14 protein-coding genes, 1 tRNA gene and 1 pseudogene are annotated in these 18,992 nt (G+C 47.0%); 10 read left to right on the plus strand and 6 right to left on the minus strand.

The features are described from left to right. From M0P91_RS13905 to M0P91_RS13945, 9 genes and pseudogenes are all read left to right on the plus strand, one after another. Nucleotides 1–466: pseudogene (locus M0P91_RS13905) on the plus strand (mannose-1-phosphate guanyltransferase); the annotation flags it as partial. Nucleotides 467–539: 73 nt separating this feature from the next. After that, nucleotides 540–2,306, plus strand: coding sequence for a proton-conducting transporter membrane subunit (locus M0P91_RS13910; RefSeq protein ID WP_295068708.1), 1,767 nt, complete (start codon nucleotides 540–542; stop codon nucleotides 2,304–2,306). After that, nucleotides 2,303–3,121, plus strand: a complete 819-nt coding sequence (locus tag M0P91_RS13915) for a complex I subunit 1 family protein (RefSeq protein WP_295068711.1) — start codon at nucleotides 2,303–2,305, stop codon at nucleotides 3,119–3,121. The genes M0P91_RS13910 and M0P91_RS13915 overlap by 4 nt, the downstream gene beginning before the upstream one ends. Continuing rightward, nucleotides 3,118–3,645, plus strand: a complete 528-nt coding sequence (gene nuoB / locus M0P91_RS13920) for an NADH-quinone oxidoreductase subunit NuoB (protein WP_295068714.1) — start codon at nucleotides 3,118–3,120, stop codon at nucleotides 3,643–3,645. Before M0P91_RS13915 ends, nuoB begins: the two co-directional genes overlap by 4 nt. After that, nucleotides 3,632–3,976, plus strand: coding sequence for an NADH-quinone oxidoreductase subunit C (locus tag M0P91_RS13925; RefSeq protein ID WP_295068717.1), 345 nt, complete (start codon nucleotides 3,632–3,634; stop codon nucleotides 3,974–3,976). Before nuoB ends, M0P91_RS13925 begins: the two co-directional genes overlap by 14 nt. Further along, complete coding sequence (locus tag M0P91_RS13930; protein WP_295068720.1) at nucleotides 3,973–5,058, plus strand: nickel-dependent hydrogenase large subunit; 1,086 nt, start codon at nucleotides 3,973–3,975, stop codon at nucleotides 5,056–5,058. Before M0P91_RS13925 ends, M0P91_RS13930 begins: the two co-directional genes overlap by 4 nt. Before the next feature lie 8 nt (nucleotides 5,059–5,066). Beyond that, entirely contained in the window at nucleotides 5,067–5,495 is a 429-nt protein-coding gene (locus M0P91_RS13935; protein ID WP_295068722.1) for a 4Fe-4S dicluster domain-containing protein, read from the plus strand. A 36-nt stretch (nucleotides 5,496–5,531) separates the two neighbouring features. Beyond that, complete coding sequence (locus tag M0P91_RS13940; RefSeq protein ID WP_295068725.1) at nucleotides 5,532–7,958, plus strand: hydrogenase small subunit; 2,427 nt, start codon at nucleotides 5,532–5,534, stop codon at nucleotides 7,956–7,958. 75 nt (nucleotides 7,959–8,033) lie between these two features. Beyond that, nucleotides 8,034–9,728, plus strand: coding sequence for a nickel-dependent hydrogenase large subunit (locus tag M0P91_RS13945; RefSeq protein ID WP_295068728.1), 1,695 nt, complete (start codon nucleotides 8,034–8,036; stop codon nucleotides 9,726–9,728). Between the two features lie 82 nt (nucleotides 9,729–9,810). On the opposite strand, the gene glgP is transcribed toward M0P91_RS13945, so the two are convergent. The 6 genes from glgP to M0P91_RS13975 all read right to left on the minus strand — a co-directional run bounded on the left by glgP (nucleotide 9,811) and on the right by M0P91_RS13975 (nucleotide 18,062). Beyond that, complete coding sequence (gene glgP / locus M0P91_RS13950) at nucleotides 9,811–11,547, minus strand: alpha-glucan family phosphorylase (RefSeq protein WP_295068731.1); 1,737 nt, start codon at nucleotides 11,545–11,547, stop codon at nucleotides 9,811–9,813. Nucleotides 11,548–11,733: 186 nt separating this feature from the next. Continuing rightward, nucleotides 11,734–11,808: transfer RNA gene (locus M0P91_RS13955), tRNA-Glu, on the minus strand. Between the two features lie 115 nt (nucleotides 11,809–11,923). Next, complete coding sequence (locus tag M0P91_RS13960; RefSeq protein WP_295068734.1) at nucleotides 11,924–12,475, minus strand: response regulator; 552 nt, start codon at nucleotides 12,473–12,475, stop codon at nucleotides 11,924–11,926. A 120-nt stretch (nucleotides 12,476–12,595) separates the two neighbouring features. Continuing rightward, nucleotides 12,596–12,811: a hypothetical protein gene (locus M0P91_RS13965; protein ID WP_295068736.1), complete on the minus strand. Its 216-nt coding sequence runs from the start codon at nucleotides 12,809–12,811 to the stop codon at nucleotides 12,596–12,598. Between the two features lie 89 nt (nucleotides 12,812–12,900). Then, the gene (locus tag M0P91_RS13970; protein WP_295068739.1) at nucleotides 12,901–14,661 is read right to left on the minus strand and encodes a response regulator; all 1,761 of its coding nucleotides are present in this window, start codon (nucleotides 14,659–14,661) and stop codon (nucleotides 12,901–12,903) included. Next, nucleotides 14,658–18,062: an ATP-binding protein gene (locus M0P91_RS13975; RefSeq protein WP_295068742.1), complete on the minus strand. Its 3,405-nt coding sequence runs from the start codon at nucleotides 18,060–18,062 to the stop codon at nucleotides 14,658–14,660. The genes M0P91_RS13970 and M0P91_RS13975 overlap by 4 nt, the downstream gene beginning before the upstream one ends. A 297-nt stretch (nucleotides 18,063–18,359) precedes the next feature. Here M0P91_RS13975 and M0P91_RS13980 point away from each other — a divergent pair, with 297 nt between their 5' ends. Further along, nucleotides 18,360–18,992, plus strand: coding sequence for a hypothetical protein (locus M0P91_RS13980; RefSeq protein ID WP_295068746.1), 633 nt, complete (start codon nucleotides 18,360–18,362; stop codon nucleotides 18,990–18,992).

Raw genomic sequence — 18,992 nt, forward strand, 5'->3', positions numbered from 1 at the left:
TCTGGAGATAGAGAGGGGGCAGTATGCGAACTTCAAATCCGAAGAGATGCAAAAATACGATCTGATCGCGACGGGAGAGGGGAACTTTGCCTTTACCGAGTTTGCGACCCACCGCGATTCGATGTATGCTACCCTGAAGATTGTGGAAATGATGGTGAACCATAACGTGAAGCTTTCCGAACTGATAGATGCGCTGCCGGAGTTTTTCTACCATATGTCGCAAGTGGAGTGCTCCCAAGCGCTCAAAGGGAAGATGATGCGTATGTTCCTCGAAGATGCCAAAGGGAAAGAGTCTTCGACCCTTGACGGCGTTAAGATCTGGCTCGATACCGATGACTGGATACTGATGATCCCCGATCAGTACAGCGATCATCTCAACCTCTATATTCAGGCCAGAACCCAAGAAGCAGGGGAAGCAATCGCACAAACCTATACCGCTAAAATCGCAGAGTGGTCGAAAGTATAGGGGCGAAATGAATTTGCAACAAAGTGATGGTATATTGTTGAACAGAATTTAAAAGAGTGAAGAAGGGGATGTAATGGATCTGGTATGGATACTTGTTTTGCTGCCGATCGTAGCTTCAGCCGCTTTGGTGAGCATTACTTCTGAACGGGTACACTATTATCTCTGTTCGGCGGTTTTGATTCTATCGGGGGGAACCGCTTTGACCCTTTACGGTTCTCCGGAGATCTTCACGTTTCACCTCTCTTCTGTAGCGGAAGGGGGGATTGTTGTTGCTGATGTGCTTTTACTCCTCTATTTTGCCTATCAGGGGGTGAAATTCAAGAGCCGAATGGTAATGATTTTGGCGGTGATGCAACTGCTATTGTATCTTTTCGCGAAATTGATTTCCCCTGTGGAAACGGCACCGGAAATCGTTGTCGATACCCTGTCGAAATTTATGTTTCTCATTATCAATATCGTGGGCGGAATCATCATACTGTTTTCGATTCGTTATATGAAGGACGAATCGGCGGATCCGTTTAAAAAACGGGTGTTCATTGCCGGATTGCTCTTTTTTCTCTCGGTAATGAATGCTATCGTTTGTGCCGACTCGATGCTCCTTTTCTTTCTCCTGTTTGAAATGACGACCCTCTCCTCGTATCTGCTCATTGCATTTCGAAATGACGAAATCAGCCGTAGCAATGCGCTTCGAGCCTTGTGGATGAACCAAATCGGCGGAGTGGTGATACTGTTGGGGGCTTTAGTTGCTATCAGCGGATTTGATACCCTAAGCATTTCTGAACTCTTGGAACATTCGGGGCAAATGGTCGTGCTATCGGTAGCGCTGTTGAGCATGGCGGCATTGGTAAAGGGGGCATCGATCCCTTTTGACGGCTGGCTGTTGGGTGCCATGGTTGCGCCGACACCGGTGAGTGCGATGCTCCATTCGGCGACTATGGTTAAAATTGCGCCGTATCTCATTTTGAAACTCTCACCGGCATTGGGGGGGACACTCCTTGGAGAATTTCTCTCCGTTATCGGTGCGTCGGTTTTTGTCGCCGCCTCCTATCTGGCATTATCCCGTTTTGTTTTCAAAGAGATTCTGGGATATTCGACCATTGCTTTGTTGGGATTGATGATCTCCCTTGCGGCAATCGGTACGGAATCAAGCATTTCTATCGCGATGGTCCTTATCCTCTTCCATGCCCTCTCCAAAGCGTTGCTTTTTCTTGCGGCGGGTGTACTGGAAAAACAGTATCACGTCAAGAGTATCGAAGAGATGAAAGGGATGATACAGCGGGCTCCGAAAACGGTCGGTTATATCGTCTTCGGATTCGTTTCGCTGACACTCCCCCCTTTCGGTCTTTTTATGGGAAAACTCTTCGCCATTACATCGGTCACCTCGATTCTGCACGAACGCCCTTGGCTGCTAATCGTGCTGCTGGGGATGATTGTCGGAAGTGTATTGTTGGTTTTGCTCTATTTTAAAGTGGCTTCAGCACTGCTCTCCCACCCCTCCGATACTGTTTTGACCAAGAGGGAGCATCTCCCTTTCGGCTACCATATTCCGCTGATCTTATTGAGTTTTCTGATCCTTTTTACGGCAGTCGGATATACCCTTGTCCAAAACGATCGGTTACTGGCTCTTTTTGCCTTGCCGCTGCTGATTGTTTTTCTACTGCCGATAATGATTCGTGCTATGGAACGTTATGACCGTATTCAGCCCTACCATTGCGGGGAAAAAGAGTCTTTTGATGCGGCCCTAGTCTATTTTGAACCTTCCGTTTTTACACAACGGCTTATCTACTGGGGATTTGGGGCGATGTTCGTTGCTCTTCTCCTCGCAGGAGCGTTATCATGATTTGGGTATGGATTCTTCTGGCCCCGTTATTGGGTGGACTGGTTTATGGCGGTGAGCGGGTACTGAGAGCACGGATGCAGCGCCGTCAGGGGCCGCCGTTTTTGCAGCCTTTTTACGATATGTTCAAGTTGATGGACAAACGCTCTTTGATCGTTCACGCTCCCCATGCACTGCTCGCCGTAGGACATTTTTTTCTCCTCTGGGTTAGTGTCGCGGCGATCTTTTTGGGATGGAATCTCCTCTACATCATTTTTCTCCACCTTTTCGCTCAGGTCGTACTGATCCTCGCGGGGTACAGCGTCCGGTCGGTTTATTCGCATCTGGGGGCAAATCGGGAGTTGCTGGCGCTGGTTGCGTATGAACCGATACTGATCCTTGTCTCGGTCGGATTTTATCTGGTTTCGGGAAGCTTTGAGATCGGTCGTATCCTTGAGGGGGAGGGGTATCTGGCCCAAATGCCGTTGCTGTTTGCCGCATTGCTGATTATCGTCCCGATCAAAGTGAAAAAATCCCCTTTCGATGTTACCGAAGCGCATCAGGAGATTGTCGGCGGCGTTGAGATAGAGTACAGCGGAGTGTTCTACGAGTTTTTGTACATGGCCCGTTTCCTTGAATATCTTTTTATTTACAGTTTCATTTTCCTATTCGGCGGTATTTCCTACGGGGTGGGTGCCGTTTTGGTCGCGGCAACCTTTTTACTGGTTAATCTGGTTGACAATGCGACGGCCCGTGTCCGTACGGGGGATATGGTTAAAATTGTTTACGGCGTGGCGATGAGTCTGGCCGTTATCAATATAGTGGGGATACTTCGATGAAATTTTTTACACCGTTTCGGAAAAAATCACCCTGGATTTTGCACTATAATGCCGGAAGCTGCAACGGATGCGATATCGAAATCCTAGCGGCTTTGGGACCGAAATTCGATCTTGAACGGTTCGGTGCGATCAATACCGGGAATCCGAAACAATCCGATATTTTTCTGGTAACGGGGCCGGTGACCTACCGATCGCGTGAACGGCTTGTCGAACTCTATACGCAGATCCCCGAACCGAAAGTCGTTGTGGCGGTCGGATCGTGTACCGATACGGGGGGGGTGTTTCGGGGGATGTTGAATGTTGAAGACGGGATAGACCGCTATATCCCCGTCGATGTCTACATCCCCGGCTGTGCCGCATCTCCCCAGCTGATTATCGACGGATTGGTCAAGGCGCTGGAGATTCTTGAAACCAAGAGCAAAGCGATTGAAAAACCGTTTAAACTTTTCGGAGCTGTTCAGATGATTGGAACCAAGCTTAGCCGATTGAATATGGCACAAAGGGTCAGACATGACGAAAATTGAGACGACACTCTCCTCGCTGCTTGCCGATATCGGCACATTCTATGACAAAAAAATATGGCATTTCTTGACCGTTAACGGCATCGATCTGGGAGAGGGGAAAATCGAATTGCAGTGGATTTTTTCCAAATACGGGGCCAAAGATGAAATAATCATCTATTATCTCATCAGCGAGTATGAAACCGCGATCCCCTCCATCATCGGATTGATCCCCTCCGCCATCATGGGGGAGCGCGAAATCGTTGATATGTTCGGATTAACGGTTTCCGGGGTAGAAAAAGGGTTGTACCTCGATGAAGATTCCATCCCCCATCCGCTCAGGAGCCAGTCATGAAAAAAACCGTTCAGATCCCTCTGGGGTCTCAGCATATCTCCCTCCTTGAACCGATCCGTTTTAAATTTGAGTGCGAGAACGAGAAAATTATCGGCGTTGATGCCGACGTAGGGTTTGTCCATCGCGGGGTAGAACTGGCATGCACCCGTAAATTTGAGTTTAAACAGGTAGGCTACGTCGTCGCCCGGGTGTGCGGACTATGCGCCATTACCCACTCCCTCTCCTATACCCTTGCGGTTGAAAAACTGCTGGGGTACGAAGCCAACGACCGGATTAAATATCTACGGATGCTGATGGTGGAGCTTGATCGTATCCATTCGCATATGCTGTGTCTGGCCCATACGGCGGAGAATGCCGGATTCGAAGCCCTCTTTATGCAGATTATGGCGCAACGTGAACCGGTGATGGATATCCAAGAGGCGATCAGCGGTAATCGTGTCCAGTTTGACTACATCTCCATCGGCGGGGTGAACCGTGATTTGACCCCCGATCTCTCTGCGCTGATCCATAAAAATCTTGCTGCCTTATCGGAAAAAGTGGATGCACTGATGATGCTTTTCGATACCAATTGGTCATTGTCGCTTAAATACAAAGGGATCGGGGTGCTGAGTCTGGAAAACGCCTATACCTACAATGCACTGGGGCCGCTTGCACGGGCGGCCGGTTTGGCGAGTGACGTCCGTTCCGAGAGCAGCGATCTGCCGTATGAAGCCGTGGGCTACACGATGGTATTGGAATCATCGGGCGACATCCATGCCCGCAATTTCGTCCGGCTGCGCGAGATCGTCAATTCGATCGCAATGTGCCGCAATATCGTAGATAATCTCCCGGTCGGTGAGATACAAGAGAAGGTCAAAGGGAAGCCGAAAGGGGAAGCGGTGGTTCGTGTCGAAGCACCGCGCGGTGAGCTTTTCTATCTGGTGCGGGGGAGCGGTCAGAATATCCTTGAGAGGGTCCGGATTAAAACGCCCACTTTTTCAGGTATTCCGGCCATGATGGAGGTGTTTAAAGGATCCCAATACGCGGATGCTCCGGCGATTCTGGCCTCTTTTGATCCGTGTATGTCCTGTACGGCGAAGTAGGAGAGGGTATGTTCAAATCTATGCTTGAAGCGTTTCTAAATCTATTCAAGCCGCTCCATACGGGCGGCTATCCGGCGAAAGAGATTGTTCTCCCGGACGGCTATCGCGGATTGATCGAATACGACGGCGAAGCGTGTATTTATTGCGATAAATGCGAAAAAGTGTGCCCTCCGGGGGCGATTTTGTTTTATCAGCAGGAGAACGGAGAGAAAAAGTATCGCTATAATCCGTGGCTGTGTATCTACTGCGGCGAATGTGTCCGTGCCTGCCCGAAACCGCAGGAGGCGCTGTGGCAAAGTGAAACGAAGCAGCAGCCCGCCCTGAAAGAGGAGGGGGTCAATGAACAGTGGTTTGTGTGGGAAGCGGCCTGCCAAAACAGCCGTGAAGCGTATACTACCGCTAAAAAAGCGGCAAAAACGGGTACAAATGAAAAATAAATACTTTCCACGCCACCCTAAAAAAAAGGAGTTATTATGCGTATTGTAATCGTCGGCGGCGGAATATCGGCGGTCTATCTGGCCAACGCCATTATGGAAAAAGCTCCCCATTCGGAGGTCGTGATTGTTTCGGATGAGATTACCCCTCCGTATGATCGGATCCATCTGTGCGCGCTGGTGGACAAAAGTCAATGCGTCGAATCGATCACGTTAGACCTTCATCCGAAAGTGCGTCTGGAATTAAACCAGAAGATTCTTCACATCGATACGGAGGCCAAACGGATTTTAAGCGAGCATGCCCTTTTTTCCTACGACAAATTGGTCATTGCGACCGGATCGTATCCGAAAGAGCTTTTTGATATTGAGGGGATCACCAACGCTTCGACCTTTCGGAGCGAAAGCGACTGTGAAAAAATTGCCGAAGGGATTGTCGGAAAAAATGTCGTGATCGTCGGAGTCGGCCCGATCGGGCTTGAGTTTCTCGATACCCTGATGCGCAATCCGTCCGCCAAATCGATCACCCTGCTTGCACGAAAAGAGTACCTTTACGGAGCCGAACTGAGCCATGAGGGGGTAACGCTGCTGCGGGGGATATTTGAGCAGGATCCCCGGATCCGTATCTGGTTTAACGACGAGATCATTGCAAAAACGATCCATGAAGAGCGGATTACCCAGATTGTGACGAAACACGGAACGATTGAGGATCCCTTTTTGGTTTTCGGGGTGGGGATCGATCCCAATATCGGTTTTGCCCGTGAATCACTGGAGTGTGACAAAGGAATCCTGGTAAATGCATCGATGCGTACCTCCGATCCCGATATCTATTGTGTCGGTGAAGCGGCCCAGCTGCGAGAGGGCCATTTTATTGCGGGACGGGTCAAAGAGTGTACCCTGCAAGCCGATGTTGCGGTATCCAATCTTTTGGGATTAGAGGATAAAAAATTCGTTCAGGAGGTATCTATTGACGGGTTGAAGGTGGGGTCGTTCCTGTTTGCCGATCTGCGTTCACCTACCTATAATCCGAAAGATCCGGAGAATGAGACGATTCAGATTACCCATGAAAACCGGATCGATCAGTACATTGTCAGCCACGATCGGCTGAAGCGGTTTATCGGGATCAATACGAATATCGACTTACTCCATCTCAAATCCCTGATCGAGAAGGATGAACCGATCGATGCGGCTTACCTCTATTCGAACCGTTTGGTCAGCGAAAAAGGGAGATTGATCTGTAGCTGCGAGAGTGTCCACGAAGAGGAGCTGATCGACATTATCAAACTCAATGCCGTAACCTCTTTCGGCGAGTTGAAACCTTTTACCAAAGCGGGACGGGTATGCGGACGATGCCGTCAGGATATCAATGCCTTGATTGCAGCGACACCGGTCGATCCGGAGGAGGCGGCACGTCTGAGAGAAGAACGTGAAGCGAAGATCAAAGAAGCGGAACTCTCAACGGTCCGTGCACGGATTGGAAAATACAATACCCTCCATCCAAAAAATCAGCTCAGTGCCGAGAATCTTGAAGAGGCACTCGAATCGTTTGAGATGAGCCGGGAGTTTAATCGATGGGTATCGATGATCACCGCGACGATGAACCTCCACCCGGGGTTTGAAGAGGTGGTTAAAGAGGGGGTGACGAACCTCAATAAAATTCCGATTATCTGGCTGGAACTCTCCGATTGCACGGGTAATTCGGAAGGTTTTATCAAATCATCCCATCCGAAAATCGATGATCTGATCCTTAAATACATCTCACTCGATTACCATGAGCTGCTGATGGCCGGATCGGGAAATCAGTCCGAATCGGCGCTGGATGCGATTATCCGTAACGATGCGGGAAAATACGTCCTGATCGTCGAGGGGGCCGTTCCGCTTGGGCTGGACGGGAAGTTTTTACGGATCGGCCCCAAAGGGGAGACGGGGGCCGCATTGCTACAGCGAGTCGCCAAAGATGCGGCGGCGGTCGTCGCGGTGGGTTCGTGCGCGTATGACGGCGGGGTCGTGGCGGCCGCACCCAATCCGACCGGTGCCGTCGGGGTGTCGGAGGCACTCGGGCGAACCGATATCATCAATCTCCCCGGATGTCCGGTCAATCCGATCAATATCGTCGGGACGCTGCTGCACTTCATCATGTTTGACGAATTTCCGAAACTGGACGGCAAAAACCGTCCCGAATGGGCCTACAGTTTTCTCGTGCATGACAACTGCGAACGCCGAGGCCATTATGACCTCGAGGAGTTTGTGCAGGAGTGGGGTGACGAGGGAGCCAAAAAGGGGTGGTGCCTCTTTCAGATGGGGTGCAAGGGGCCTTACGCCGAACTGAACTGTTCGATGGTGAAGTTTAATGAGGGAACCAGCTGGCCGGTACAGGCGGGGCACGGATGTTTCGGCTGCGGTCAGGGAAAAATTGCATTTGATGAATACGCCAATGAACGACCGTTAAAGGATGAAACACATGAATAAGATTCTCGGCATCAGCCGTAGCTTTAGTGCTAGGAATTTGAGAGGGGCTTTGCCCCTCGCGAAGGAGACAAACCAATGAGTAGTAAACAAAAAATCGTGATTGACCCCGTTACCCGAATCGAAGGGCATCTGCGTGTTGAAGTGGAGATCGATGAAAATAATGTCGTCACGGAAGCATGGGCATCGGGGCAGCTGTTCCGTGGTATCGAAATTATTTTAAAAGGGCGCGATCCGCGTGATGTCGGAATGATCGCCCAGCGTATCTGCGGTGTCTGCACCAACGTTCATTACCGCGCCTCCATCAGTGCCGTCGAAGATGCGTACGCGATTACGATTCCCCAAAACGCCGAGATTATTCGGAATCTGGTGACGTTGGCTCTGTTTGTACAAGACCATATGGTTCACTATTATCACCTCCATTCGCTCGATTTTGTCGATATTACGGGTGCTTTGAGCGCCGATTGTATCAAGGCGGCAGAGGTCGCCGAACGCTATCACGACCATCCGTACCGCAACTCGGTGGGGCATCTGGAGAGTGTGAAAGAGAAACTGGGCAGTTTTGTCAAAGCAGGGCGGCTGGGATTGTTTGCCAACGGCTACTGGGGACATGCGGCCTATCGTCTGAGCCCGGAGGAAAATCTGGTCCATATGAACCACTATCTCGAAGCGCTTCGGCTGCAACACGATATCTCCAAAGCGATCGCCATTTTTGCCGGGAAAACCCCCCATCCTCAGAATCTGGTCGTCGGCGGGGTTACAAGTGTCGCCGATATGCTCAATCCGCAGCGGCTGAACGATTTTATGTTCATTATCAAAGAGACGCGCGATTTTATCGAACGGGCCTATATCCCCGATATGAAAATGATCGTTAATGGTTATCGCGAATCGATGGAAGCGGGGGAAGGGCGCGGAAACGGTAATTTTTTATGCTGCGGCGGCTACCGTTTCGGCGGAAAAGAGGAACTTTTTACCGGCGGGGTGATTCGAGGGCATGATTTCGATTCGATTGATGCATTTGATCCTTCATTTATTACTGAAGAGGCGTCACGATCATGGTATGAGAACGATGCCCCCCGTTCTCCGTATGAGGAAGATACCGTTCCGTTTTATACCGATCTCAACGATGACGGAACCCTTAAATCGGAGGGAAAATACAGCTGGGTCAAGGCTCCGCGCTATCAGGGAAAACCGATGGAGGTAGGACCGCTTGCCCGGATGATAATGGGGGTTTCAAAAAACTCCAAAGTGATCAAACCGTATATGGACCGTTTTATGGAGGCTACGGGGATGAAGCTGATCGATTTTTCGACGAGTGTCGGACGCAATGCCGCCCGCGCCGTAGAAGCGGAGATTTGCTGCGACTATATTTTCGATTTTATCAGCGATTTGATCGAAAATATTAAATACTATGATGAATCTACCTGGACGAAATACTCTTTTGAAGAGCTGCCCAAAGAGGCGCGCGGGCACGGTATATTTGAAGTGCCTCGGGGGGTATTGGGCCATTTTGTCCGAATCGAAGATTCGAAGGTGGCAAACTATCAAGCGGTAGTCCCGACAACATGGAACGCTTCCCCCAAAGATGCCGATAACCGCCGTGGCGCCTATGAAGAGTCCTTGATCGGATTGAAACTGGCCGATCCCAAAAATCCTCTGGAAGTATTGCGGGTCATCCACTCTTTCGACCCGTGTCTGGCGTGTGCGGTACATGTCATCGATACAAAAGGGAGAGAGGTGGCGGAGTATAAAATTCCGGCAGTTTGCCTCTGAGGGCTTTTGGAATAGGGCGCTATCCTAACTGATGTTACGCACTTTTCGGGCAAAGCCCGTAAAGTGGCAGGGACAAATGTCCCTACAGCTCAAAGCTACCCGCATCTTTCGGATGCGGGAGATTAACTCCCCTTGAAGCACTGGCTAGGGCAAGGTGCACAAGGTCGGATCCTAATTGCGGATCATACATTTTGGTATAGTATTCGTGTACCATTCTTCCGGAATCAAAGGCCGGTATGACATCGGACATTGCGGTTTTCATAATCTGTGTCCATTGCTCGGGTTTATCGTAATACATCGGTATTATCTCTTTTTCCAGAATATCCATTAAATTTTTATTGTCTTCAGCATCCTGAACTTCGGGCAAAGCGGTGTGGTCGGCTGCGGGAATCGTAAAAGCGTTACACCCGTGTACGGCAAATTCCGGATGCCATCCGTCTTCCGTTGAAAAGTGGATTGATCCGTTCATGCTTGCCGTCATGCCGCTTGTACCGCTTGCTTCTCTGGATATTCTCGGGGTATTGAGCCAGATATCCGATCCTTGTTTAAGTTTGGCCGAGAGGTCCAGCTCATATCCGACCAAGACCGCCATATTTTTGAAACTGTGGCTGATATGGATCAGCTCATTGAACGAATTGATCGCATTGGTATCCAAGGGGTAGGGTTTTCCGGCCCAGATGACCTGAACGGGTCTTTCGTGATTCTCCATCAGCTTTTTAAAGCGTGCGAAATCGTGTTTAAGGAGCCCAGGACGCTTGTATTCGGCAAAACGGCGTGCCCATACGATCGTCAATACTTCGGGATCAAACATTTTGCCGGTTTGGTTGGCAACTTCATTGAATAGAATCCGTTTAAGATGTTTTTTTCGACTGACGAGGGCATAATCCTCATGTTCGTCCAAAGCCGTTAGCATGGCTTTATCACTCCAGTAACGGCGGCTTTGCGCATTCGTAATATAAGTGATCTCGGAACACCCTTCGCAATGCAGCCACATACGATTTGCAACCTTGCTATGGACTTTGGATACCGCATTGGTTATTTTTGCAGAACGGAGTGCACCGATGGTCAGATTGAATCTGTCATCATTTTGCATCATCATAACGGTTCGGACATCCGCAAGATCAAGACCGTTAAAAAAACCGAATTTATGAAGGAGATGGATGTTATGTTCCTCATTTCCGGCTTGTTCAGGTGTATGCGTCGTAAAAACTACCCGTTTTTTTACCTCTTTCATATCCCGATATTTGGCGTAGAGCTCATAGATCAGGGGGAGGGAGTGCCCTTCGTTCATATGGTAGATATCGATAGAGTGTTTTAGAGCTTCGAGAACTTTTATCCCGCCAATGCCCAGAACGATTTCTTGCGATATCCGCGTCTCCTCATGGGCATCATAGAGTTTGTGGGTAATGGTCCGGGCTAAAAAATCGTTCTCTTCGATATCGGTAGACAAGAGGATGAGCGGTGCGGAGCTAAATGTATTGGGCGGGAGATAGAAGGCTTTGATATGAACGTCCTGCGAATGGATCTTCACGGTTGCCTGAATCCCAAGATCTATAAGAAAATAATAATATTTGCGGATAAATTCGATTTTCAGGTAGCGATCCTCATTGCGTGATTGGTCATAATAGCCAAAGCTCCACAATATACCGACACCGACAACATTTTGTTTGAGACTGTAGGCACTTCGCATATGAGAGCCGGCTAAAAATCCAAGACCGCCGGAATAGATCTTCAGTGATTGATGAATGGCGAATTCCATCGAAAAATAAGCTACACTTGTAGAATATTTGGGATCAAACTTATAATCGTGCAGAATCATTTAACTCCTTACTTCTGATCATTTTTCCGTTAATACTCATTATTATGGATGAAAACGATTACGGGGAGGTTACCCTAAAATTGCACACTTGCGTATTTTTAATGGCAAAATGAAAAAGTGGAGACCCAATAGGAGACCAAATAAAGCTTAAAGTGGTTGGAAGCGCGTAAAGTATGGGATTGTAAGTGGTGACTCCAAGGGGATTTGAACCCCTATGACCAGAATGAAAATCTGAAATCCTAACCATTAGATGATGGAGCCACTTTGTAAAGAAACGTTTTTATTTCTTGTGGTGAAATTATAGTGATGAAATGCTTAAAAAAAAATAAATCAGGTAACTTTTATTTTCTTCCCGTAGATGCGGGAAGAGGGGAGATTAGTCGTTATAAAATGAACGCAAAGCTCGGATAATAACAGCATTTTTAGAGATACTTTCTGCTTTTGCATTCTCATCAACCAATTCATAAACATCAAGTGGAAGTGAGATTGAAAAAGTTTTGGTTTCAATTTTTTTACGTTTCGCAACAAGCGTCGTAATATTTTGAAGCATTTCAAGAATTTTTTTCGTATCGATCGGTTTTTGGATGAAGCTGTTAACACCCACTTCAATCGATTCAGAAATTTTCTGGATATCGTTGCTCGCAGAGATAACGATAATAATTTGTGAAGGGTTAATCGCACGGATACGACGGGCAAGTTCAATACCATCAATTTCCGGCATGATAACGTCTACAAAAATAATGTCCGGATTCACTTTTTCATACAAACGCAATGCTTCGGCACCGTTGTATGCAGAAGTTACTTCGGCAAAAAAGTTTTTAAACGTAGAGCTGAGTAAATCGTTGGCTACTACTTCATCTTCGACTACCATAGCCGTCAATTTTTTGGTTTGGTCAGTAAGTTGGATTAGATCGACATTAGATGACATGGAATACTCCTTTATGATTTTAATGATATGTTAAAAAATATCATTGTGGTATCTTGTTGTAATTATAGGTAATATAGATTAGCATCTCCTTAAAAAAAACAACTTGTTATCAAATTCTAATCACAACGGTTTATGTGACTTAAACTGTTCAAGCCACTCGATATTGGACTCATTGACGTTCTCTTGTTGCCGCAGTAACGAGTCTATTATATGAAGAAGCGTATCCCGGTCCATGAAAGTTAAAAGCTTTGGATCAATATGGGTCGGCTTCAATCCGGTGTAGCGGTTGAGGAGATTTTCGATGTCAGCAATGAGTTGTTCTTTATTTGGTTCCATAAATGCAAGTATAGCAAAAAGGATTGAAGTTCATTTTTAAATTGGTTAACATAATATATATTCTATTTAAAAATAGAATCACGAATTTTCTAAAAAAATTCGATTTCCGCTTCCGTGCCGCTCTCAAATTCGGTTCCGTTGATAACGGTTTCGATTTGAAGACATGAACTGAAAAACGAAGCATCCAGATAATGGATATCCTGAGTGTCCTGAAGTTCAAAGAGATGTTCAATCCAGCTGGAGAGATCATTTTTGAAATAGCGGAGAAACAAGAGCATCTTTTGAAGTTTTTCAGGTTCGGCGGATAACTCCTCTGATTTGGATTTCACCAACGTCGCGAGTGATATTAATGCATATGACAGCCCGGAAAATTCATATAGTTTACTGATGACACGGGCATAGGTCTCCAACACATTGTCGGCAAACGCATTGAGATTTTCGGCAGTAGGATGGTATTTTAATTCATCAAGCCACCGTTCCCACTCCTCTTGCGTTTCGCGCAGATCACTCACTTCCCCGAATGCATCGTTGTCAATGGTAAGAATATATTCTTTCGCCGTTATTTTAATCGTGTAGCTCTCACGCAGTACCAGTCGATCGTCAATGCCGACTTCACGTTTTTCGGGCCCACCGGCGAGCGGAACCGTTTTGAGGGGCGCGGGCTCATGATGAATCTGATTTTTCAACGGAAGACGAAAAGCGATCCACTTCTCCCCTACTTCGCACATGGAACCGAGTGTTTCGAACAATGCCCCCATTTTCGTATCCGGATGCAACGATTCTATCAGGGGGATCAGGATGAAGAGTTCGTCAAAACTCTCTTCAACCGTGAAGGTAAGGCCGGAAATTTCGTTGATTTCATAATGAAGGATCTTGTAGATCAGATTCATCAGCATATCGAGTTTAATACAGATTCCAAATTCCGTGCATTCGAATCGCCCCATCAGCCAAATTCCGAAGTCCATTATCGTATCGTCGCTATTGATGTGAAATAGGGTTTTGAAACTGCGGATATTTTTGCTGAACGGATTGACAACGGTTTCGTGAGGGTGAAAGTTGATTTTAGGGGGTTCATAGCGTAATTTTTCCGCGATATTATGGAGTTTAAAGCGGATCAGTTCTTTATCAACCGGTTTTTCGATATAGGCTTCGATCCCCAGAGCGGACATCGCCTCTTGTATCCGTGAATCCATGACGGCGGTTATCGCCATGACAATGGTATCGGGAAGATGTTTTTTAATGATTTTTGTTGCCTGAAATCCGTCCATGTGCGGCATCATAATATCCATCAATACGATTTGCGGATGGATCTCCTGACATTTTTGAACGGCATCCTGACCGTTTATGGCTTCATAAATCTCAAAATAGTTCATTTTTCTGCAAATTGCCTGCAAAACCAGCCGGTTATCCTCCACATCATCCACGATCAGAAGTTTGATCGGAGCACTTCTCTGCGGAGCCTTTTTGGCGATATGGACATTGACGCGGGCCAGTAAAATGGGCGCATTGATGGGCTTGTGGATGTAATCCGCCGCACCGAGTTCAAACCCTTTTTTTTCATCATTGACTTCGTCCAAGGCAGTGACGAAAATAACCGGGATATCGCGGGTGTGAACCGATTCTTTCAATTGTCTGCATACCTCATACCCGTCCATTCCCGGCATCATGACATCCAAAAAAATCAAATCGGGTTTCGGAGTTGCAGAGGCGATTTGGATCGCCTCTGCGCCGGTTGTGGCAAACAAAACATTGTATTTCGTATCCAAAATATCGGCTAACACGTCGATATTCTCGGAGAGGTCATCTACAATTAAAATAGTTTGTTTGGAAAACTCCGTAGGTTTATTCAATGTATTTCCCTTTTTTGTAGTACGGAACGGACGATTTTCAATGCTTCCTGAAAGCGGTACTCTTTCATATGCAGTTCGATCTCTTTTGCTTCGAACGTGTGGCCGGCTTCTCGGAGATGACGTGTAACCGATTCCACCATTTTTCGAGCAGCCGTATTGTTTTGTTCCAGCAAATGTGAAAAAGTTTCAAGATTATTTCCGATATCGGTTATTACAATCGACCCTTTTGATGGATCATTGTAGCGTATTTCTTTAAGATTTTCTGCGAGTTTTGTGAGCCTATCTTCTAAAACAGCAAGGGCATCTTCCAGTCGATCCCATTGATTTTCTTTGAGTATTTTTTCAACATCTGCCGCTCCCATGACAATATTTGCCGCTCCGATGTAACCTGCCAATCCTTTGAGATTATGGGCTTGAATCCGTGCGGTTTCGGTATCGCCGTTCTTAAGGGACTCTTTGATTTGCATAAGGGATGGCGAATGGCTCTCTTTGAACCGGTCGATAAATTTATAGAGCATTTGAATCGATACCGCATGTTCAAGTGCACTGTCGATATCAAGTCCCTCAACCCGACGCAAATCGTCATCATCTTCTAAACGCAATTGCGGTTCGGGCAATGGGATTTGGGTCGGAGCGGGGATCTGTGTCGACTTTATCCATCGTGCAAGTGTGGTAAAAAGCGATGCGATATCAATCGGTTTGGCAATAAAGTCATCCATACCCGCCTCGGTACAAGAATCTTTGTCTTGTTGCATGACATTGGCCGTCATAGCGATGATCGGCAGATTTTTCAAGTGAGCATTCCGGCGTATCCGTCTCGTCGCTTCCAAGCCATCCATAATCGGCATTTGGTAATCCATCAATACCCCGTCGTAATCGTTGTTGAGCACCATCTCAACGGCTTCATTTCCGTTGGATGCAACATCGGCGCGGACCCCTGCTTCGTACAGCATATTCAGTGCAACCTCCTGATTGAGATCGTTGTCTTCAACCAACAAGAGATACGAACCCCGGATCGTTTCGATCGCTTTTTGGTAGCTTAATCGTTCGATCCCCTGATTCTCCTCTTGGCTATTCGACTCCTCAACGTTTTGGGTGGCGAAGCCAAGGGTAAACCAGAAAAGAGTTCCGATGTTCGGTCGGCTTGTAACACCGATTTTCCCTCCCATCAATTCGACCAATTGTTTGCAGATGACCAATCCCAGGCCGCTTCCTCCGAATTTGCGTGAAATGGTTCCGTCTGCCTGGGTAAAGGGGTGAAACAGTTTTTCCATCTGTTCGTCACTCATCCCGATACCGGTGTCTTCTATGTCAAACCGAAGCATTGTCACTGCTTCGGTTGTGCCGGAGAGAGGATGAACGGTTAGTTTGATCTCCCCTTTTTCGGTGAATTTAATGGCATTATTGAGCAGGTTGGTCAATATCTGCCCGAGACGCGTGGGGTCCCCCAGAAGCCGTTTGGGAAGTGAGGGATCGATACGGAATGTGAGTTCCACCGGTTTATTCTGAATTTTTATCATGCAAACATCCGATACGTTTTTTAAGACGTCATCCAGATTAAAAGCTATCTTTTCGACTTCGAGTTTACCCGATTCGATTTTTGAAAAATCGAGGATATCGTTGATGATTCCCATTAGATTTTTAGCGGAACGCTCTATTTTCTCGATATAGTTGCGTGATTTGGTTTCAAGGGGCAACTTCAGACTCAGATGAGACATCCCGATAATCGCATTGAGCGGGGTGCGGATCTCATGACTCATATTGGCGAGGAATTCGCTTTTGATCCGTTCCGCGGCAATGGCTTTTCGGCGTTCGTTTTCAACTTCGGTAATATCGGAAAAACTGATCAACAAAACCCTCTCCTCTTCCAGGGTGACGGGTTTGATCCGGACGGAAAAAATATGTTCCTTTCCTGCTCTGTCGGCCATAATGACATGATGCAGACTTTTGGGTTTTCCCAAAACTTCATGGTGCCAATGCCAAGGGAGATTATCGACATCCAAATACCCTTCGCGTTGGATAAATAATTCGCTGATACAGCTGTGCCGGGAGAGAAAATCGTTCAAATCGTGATAGGGGAAAATTTCATAAAAATGTTTGTTAATCTGTAGAATTCCATTTTGGGGAGAGACGATGAGGATAATACTCTCATCATTACTGAGAAACGCTTCTCTGGCAAACGAAGAGAGCCTTTTTTCATTTTCTCTTTGCTGTTCAATCATCTGGTTGAATACGGTGCCGAAATCACCGATTTCATTGGAAGCGGTGATGGAGACTTGTATCTCACGATTTCCCTGCATGTAGGCTTCGGTGGCATTGGAGAGCTGACGTATCGGCCCGGTAATGCGGCGGGCGATAAAATAGGCCGAGAGGGTAACAATCAATAAGCCGATGGCCAGTAAGGTTCCGGCGATAATATTTAACCGGTTCGGAAGCTCCATCATGACCGATTCATCCGCTTCACTGATATGGACCCAAGGGATTCCGAAAATAACCAGAGCGTGGTGCTCTCCGAAAACCCGGTTTCCATTGGGTCCGGTATAGGTTAATACGGTTTCTGCCATATTCTCGTACTTTTTTTTGAGAAGGATATGTTCTTTGTACCAGTGCCGAAATTGTTCTGTATTGATTGAACGCCGCAGCACCTCATCTTCCGAATCAATTTGGGTCCGCAAGAATCCGTCACTGCCGACAAGATAATACGAAACACCCTGATGGGAGAGGTTGAATTTTTTAAAATGGTCAAATACTTTGGCAAAATTCAATTGCAGCGCCAAAACCCCAATCATCTGCATTTTTTCATCAAAAATCGGTTCGCATAAAAATCCGGATAGCTTATCCTTCGAGGGCCGGTACCGCTCCAAATCGGAAAAATGGATTTTTTTGTCATGGAGAGTGGCGCGAAATGCCTCGGCAAACCGCGTAGAGGAGTAGGAGCCGTCTATCAGATTGCTCCCCAGATCGCTTTCGCGCATAACGCTGTAGAGGATATTGCCTTTGGTATCAATCAGCAATAAATCGTGGACATAACCGTAACGCTTTTTTAGCCCCGGTAAGGGGATGTAATGCTCCGCTAGAAATTGTTGATAGGGGTCGCTGTGAACATAGTGCTGCAAAGGGAGATGGCTATTTTTCCATTGCTGCGAGAGCTGTAAAAAAAAATCTTTGGATAATTTCAGTTCACTCCAGCTTTTAAGATCAATTTCCGCTTCGGTAAACCATGATTTAAGGAGTTGTACGTTGGCATGGGAGGCATCTTCAAGCTGGCGCTGCTTTAGGATTTTGATACTCTCCACCGTACTCACATTGTTATAAACCGCAATAATCATTAGAGGGGTAAAAGAGAGGACCAACAACCAAAACAGAAGGGTTGAAAAAATCGAATTTCCCCATCGTCTCATGGGTACCCATTTGGAGAGCAGGATGAAAAAAAGAGGATCGAAAACGTTAAAGCGATCCATACATTTAGAATAGTATTCATCCCCTCTCCTTCTGTCGGTATCAAATAATTATCAAGTTTTTTTATTATAACGGAGCCGTTTGGTCAACTAGCTGAAACTCAATCGATCCTTTTCGAGAGGTGCCTAAATATGATACAGCCATATCCCCCCTGCCGTGCCGGATATGGCTATAATGATCCGAAACTATGGCAGTTGATCAGTAACTGACCTTTTTAGTCTCGCACAAAGGCTTTCTCCGTGACAACCCGTATAAAAACCATCGGACGCGACGAGTACATCGCCTCGATTCGGTTGTTACAAGATTCCGAGAGCTGCCGATTTGCCAATCAGGCATTGGCATGGTGGGATCGCCATTTCAGCTGGAGGGCACAGGGGTGTGACGTTCTCGTCGGTCCATCCGATGAGCCCCTAAGCTACATATTTTCGAAAATTGATCATTACAGCGAATACCTCACCGTTTACAATCTCTTTACCCCCCTTGGGGAACAACGTAACGGGTATGCGCATGAATTGCTGCGATTGACGATGGAGAATGCTTGCAAACGTCATGTTCGCCGCATCACTTTCTCCTCGGTTTCCGCTTCGCTTGATTTTTATATCGGCATAGGATTTATTTTTTGGGGTATTAATACTATCGGCGATTATCATTGTGACCTTCCGATTCCCAAAGAGGGACTTTCGGGAATGGAAAAAATGACCGACAACGGCGATCTGAAAATGTTAATCGGAAAACAAATCGAGAAAATTTATGCCAAAGTTTCCAATAATGAAATCAAACTCACACCGACTCAATTGCTGCGATACCAAAAAGATCGGTTAAAACTCGGTTCCAAATGCAGATTTGAAGCGTTATCGGCACTCAAAGGATAA

Origin of the sequence: Sulfuricurvum sp., assembly GCF_023229695.1 — a bacterium.
Taxonomy (GTDB): domain Bacteria; phylum Campylobacterota; class Campylobacteria; order Campylobacterales; family Sulfurimonadaceae; genus Sulfuricurvum.

What these genes read in the sequence shown, in the direction of transcription:
- M0P91_RS13910 (WP_295068708.1), top strand. Translation starts at nt 540, where the DNA reads ATGGATCTGGTATGGATACTTGTTTTGCTGCCGATCGTAGCTTCAGCC.
- M0P91_RS13940 (WP_295068725.1), top strand. Translation starts at nt 5,532, where the DNA reads ATGCGTATTGTAATCGTCGGCGGCGGAATATCGGCGGTCTATCTGGCC.
- M0P91_RS13960 (WP_295068734.1), bottom strand. Translation starts at nt 12,475, where the DNA reads ATGTCATCTAATGTCGATCTAATCCAACTTACTGACCAAACCAAAAAA.
- M0P91_RS13965 (WP_295068736.1), bottom strand. Translation starts at nt 12,811, where the DNA reads ATGGAACCAAATAAAGAACAACTCATTGCTGACATCGAAAATCTCCTC.
- glgP (WP_295068731.1), bottom strand. Translation starts at nt 11,547, where the DNA reads ATGATTCTGCACGATTATAAGTTTGATCCCAAATATTCTACAAGTGTA.
- M0P91_RS13975 (WP_295068742.1), bottom strand. Translation starts at nt 18,062, where the DNA reads ATGAGACGATGGGGAAATTCGATTTTTTCAACCCTTCTGTTTTGGTTG.
- M0P91_RS13925 (WP_295068717.1), top strand. Translation starts at nt 3,632, where the DNA reads ATGACGAAAATTGAGACGACACTCTCCTCGCTGCTTGCCGATATCGGC.
- M0P91_RS13915 (WP_295068711.1), top strand. Translation starts at nt 2,303, where the DNA reads ATGATTTGGGTATGGATTCTTCTGGCCCCGTTATTGGGTGGACTGGTT.
- nuoB (WP_295068714.1), top strand. Translation starts at nt 3,118, where the DNA reads ATGAAATTTTTTACACCGTTTCGGAAAAAATCACCCTGGATTTTGCAC.
- M0P91_RS13935 (WP_295068722.1), top strand. Translation starts at nt 5,067, where the DNA reads ATGTTCAAATCTATGCTTGAAGCGTTTCTAAATCTATTCAAGCCGCTC.
- M0P91_RS13945 (WP_295068728.1), top strand. Translation starts at nt 8,034, where the DNA reads ATGAGTAGTAAACAAAAAATCGTGATTGACCCCGTTACCCGAATCGAA.
- M0P91_RS13930 (WP_295068720.1), top strand. Translation starts at nt 3,973, where the DNA reads ATGAAAAAAACCGTTCAGATCCCTCTGGGGTCTCAGCATATCTCCCTC.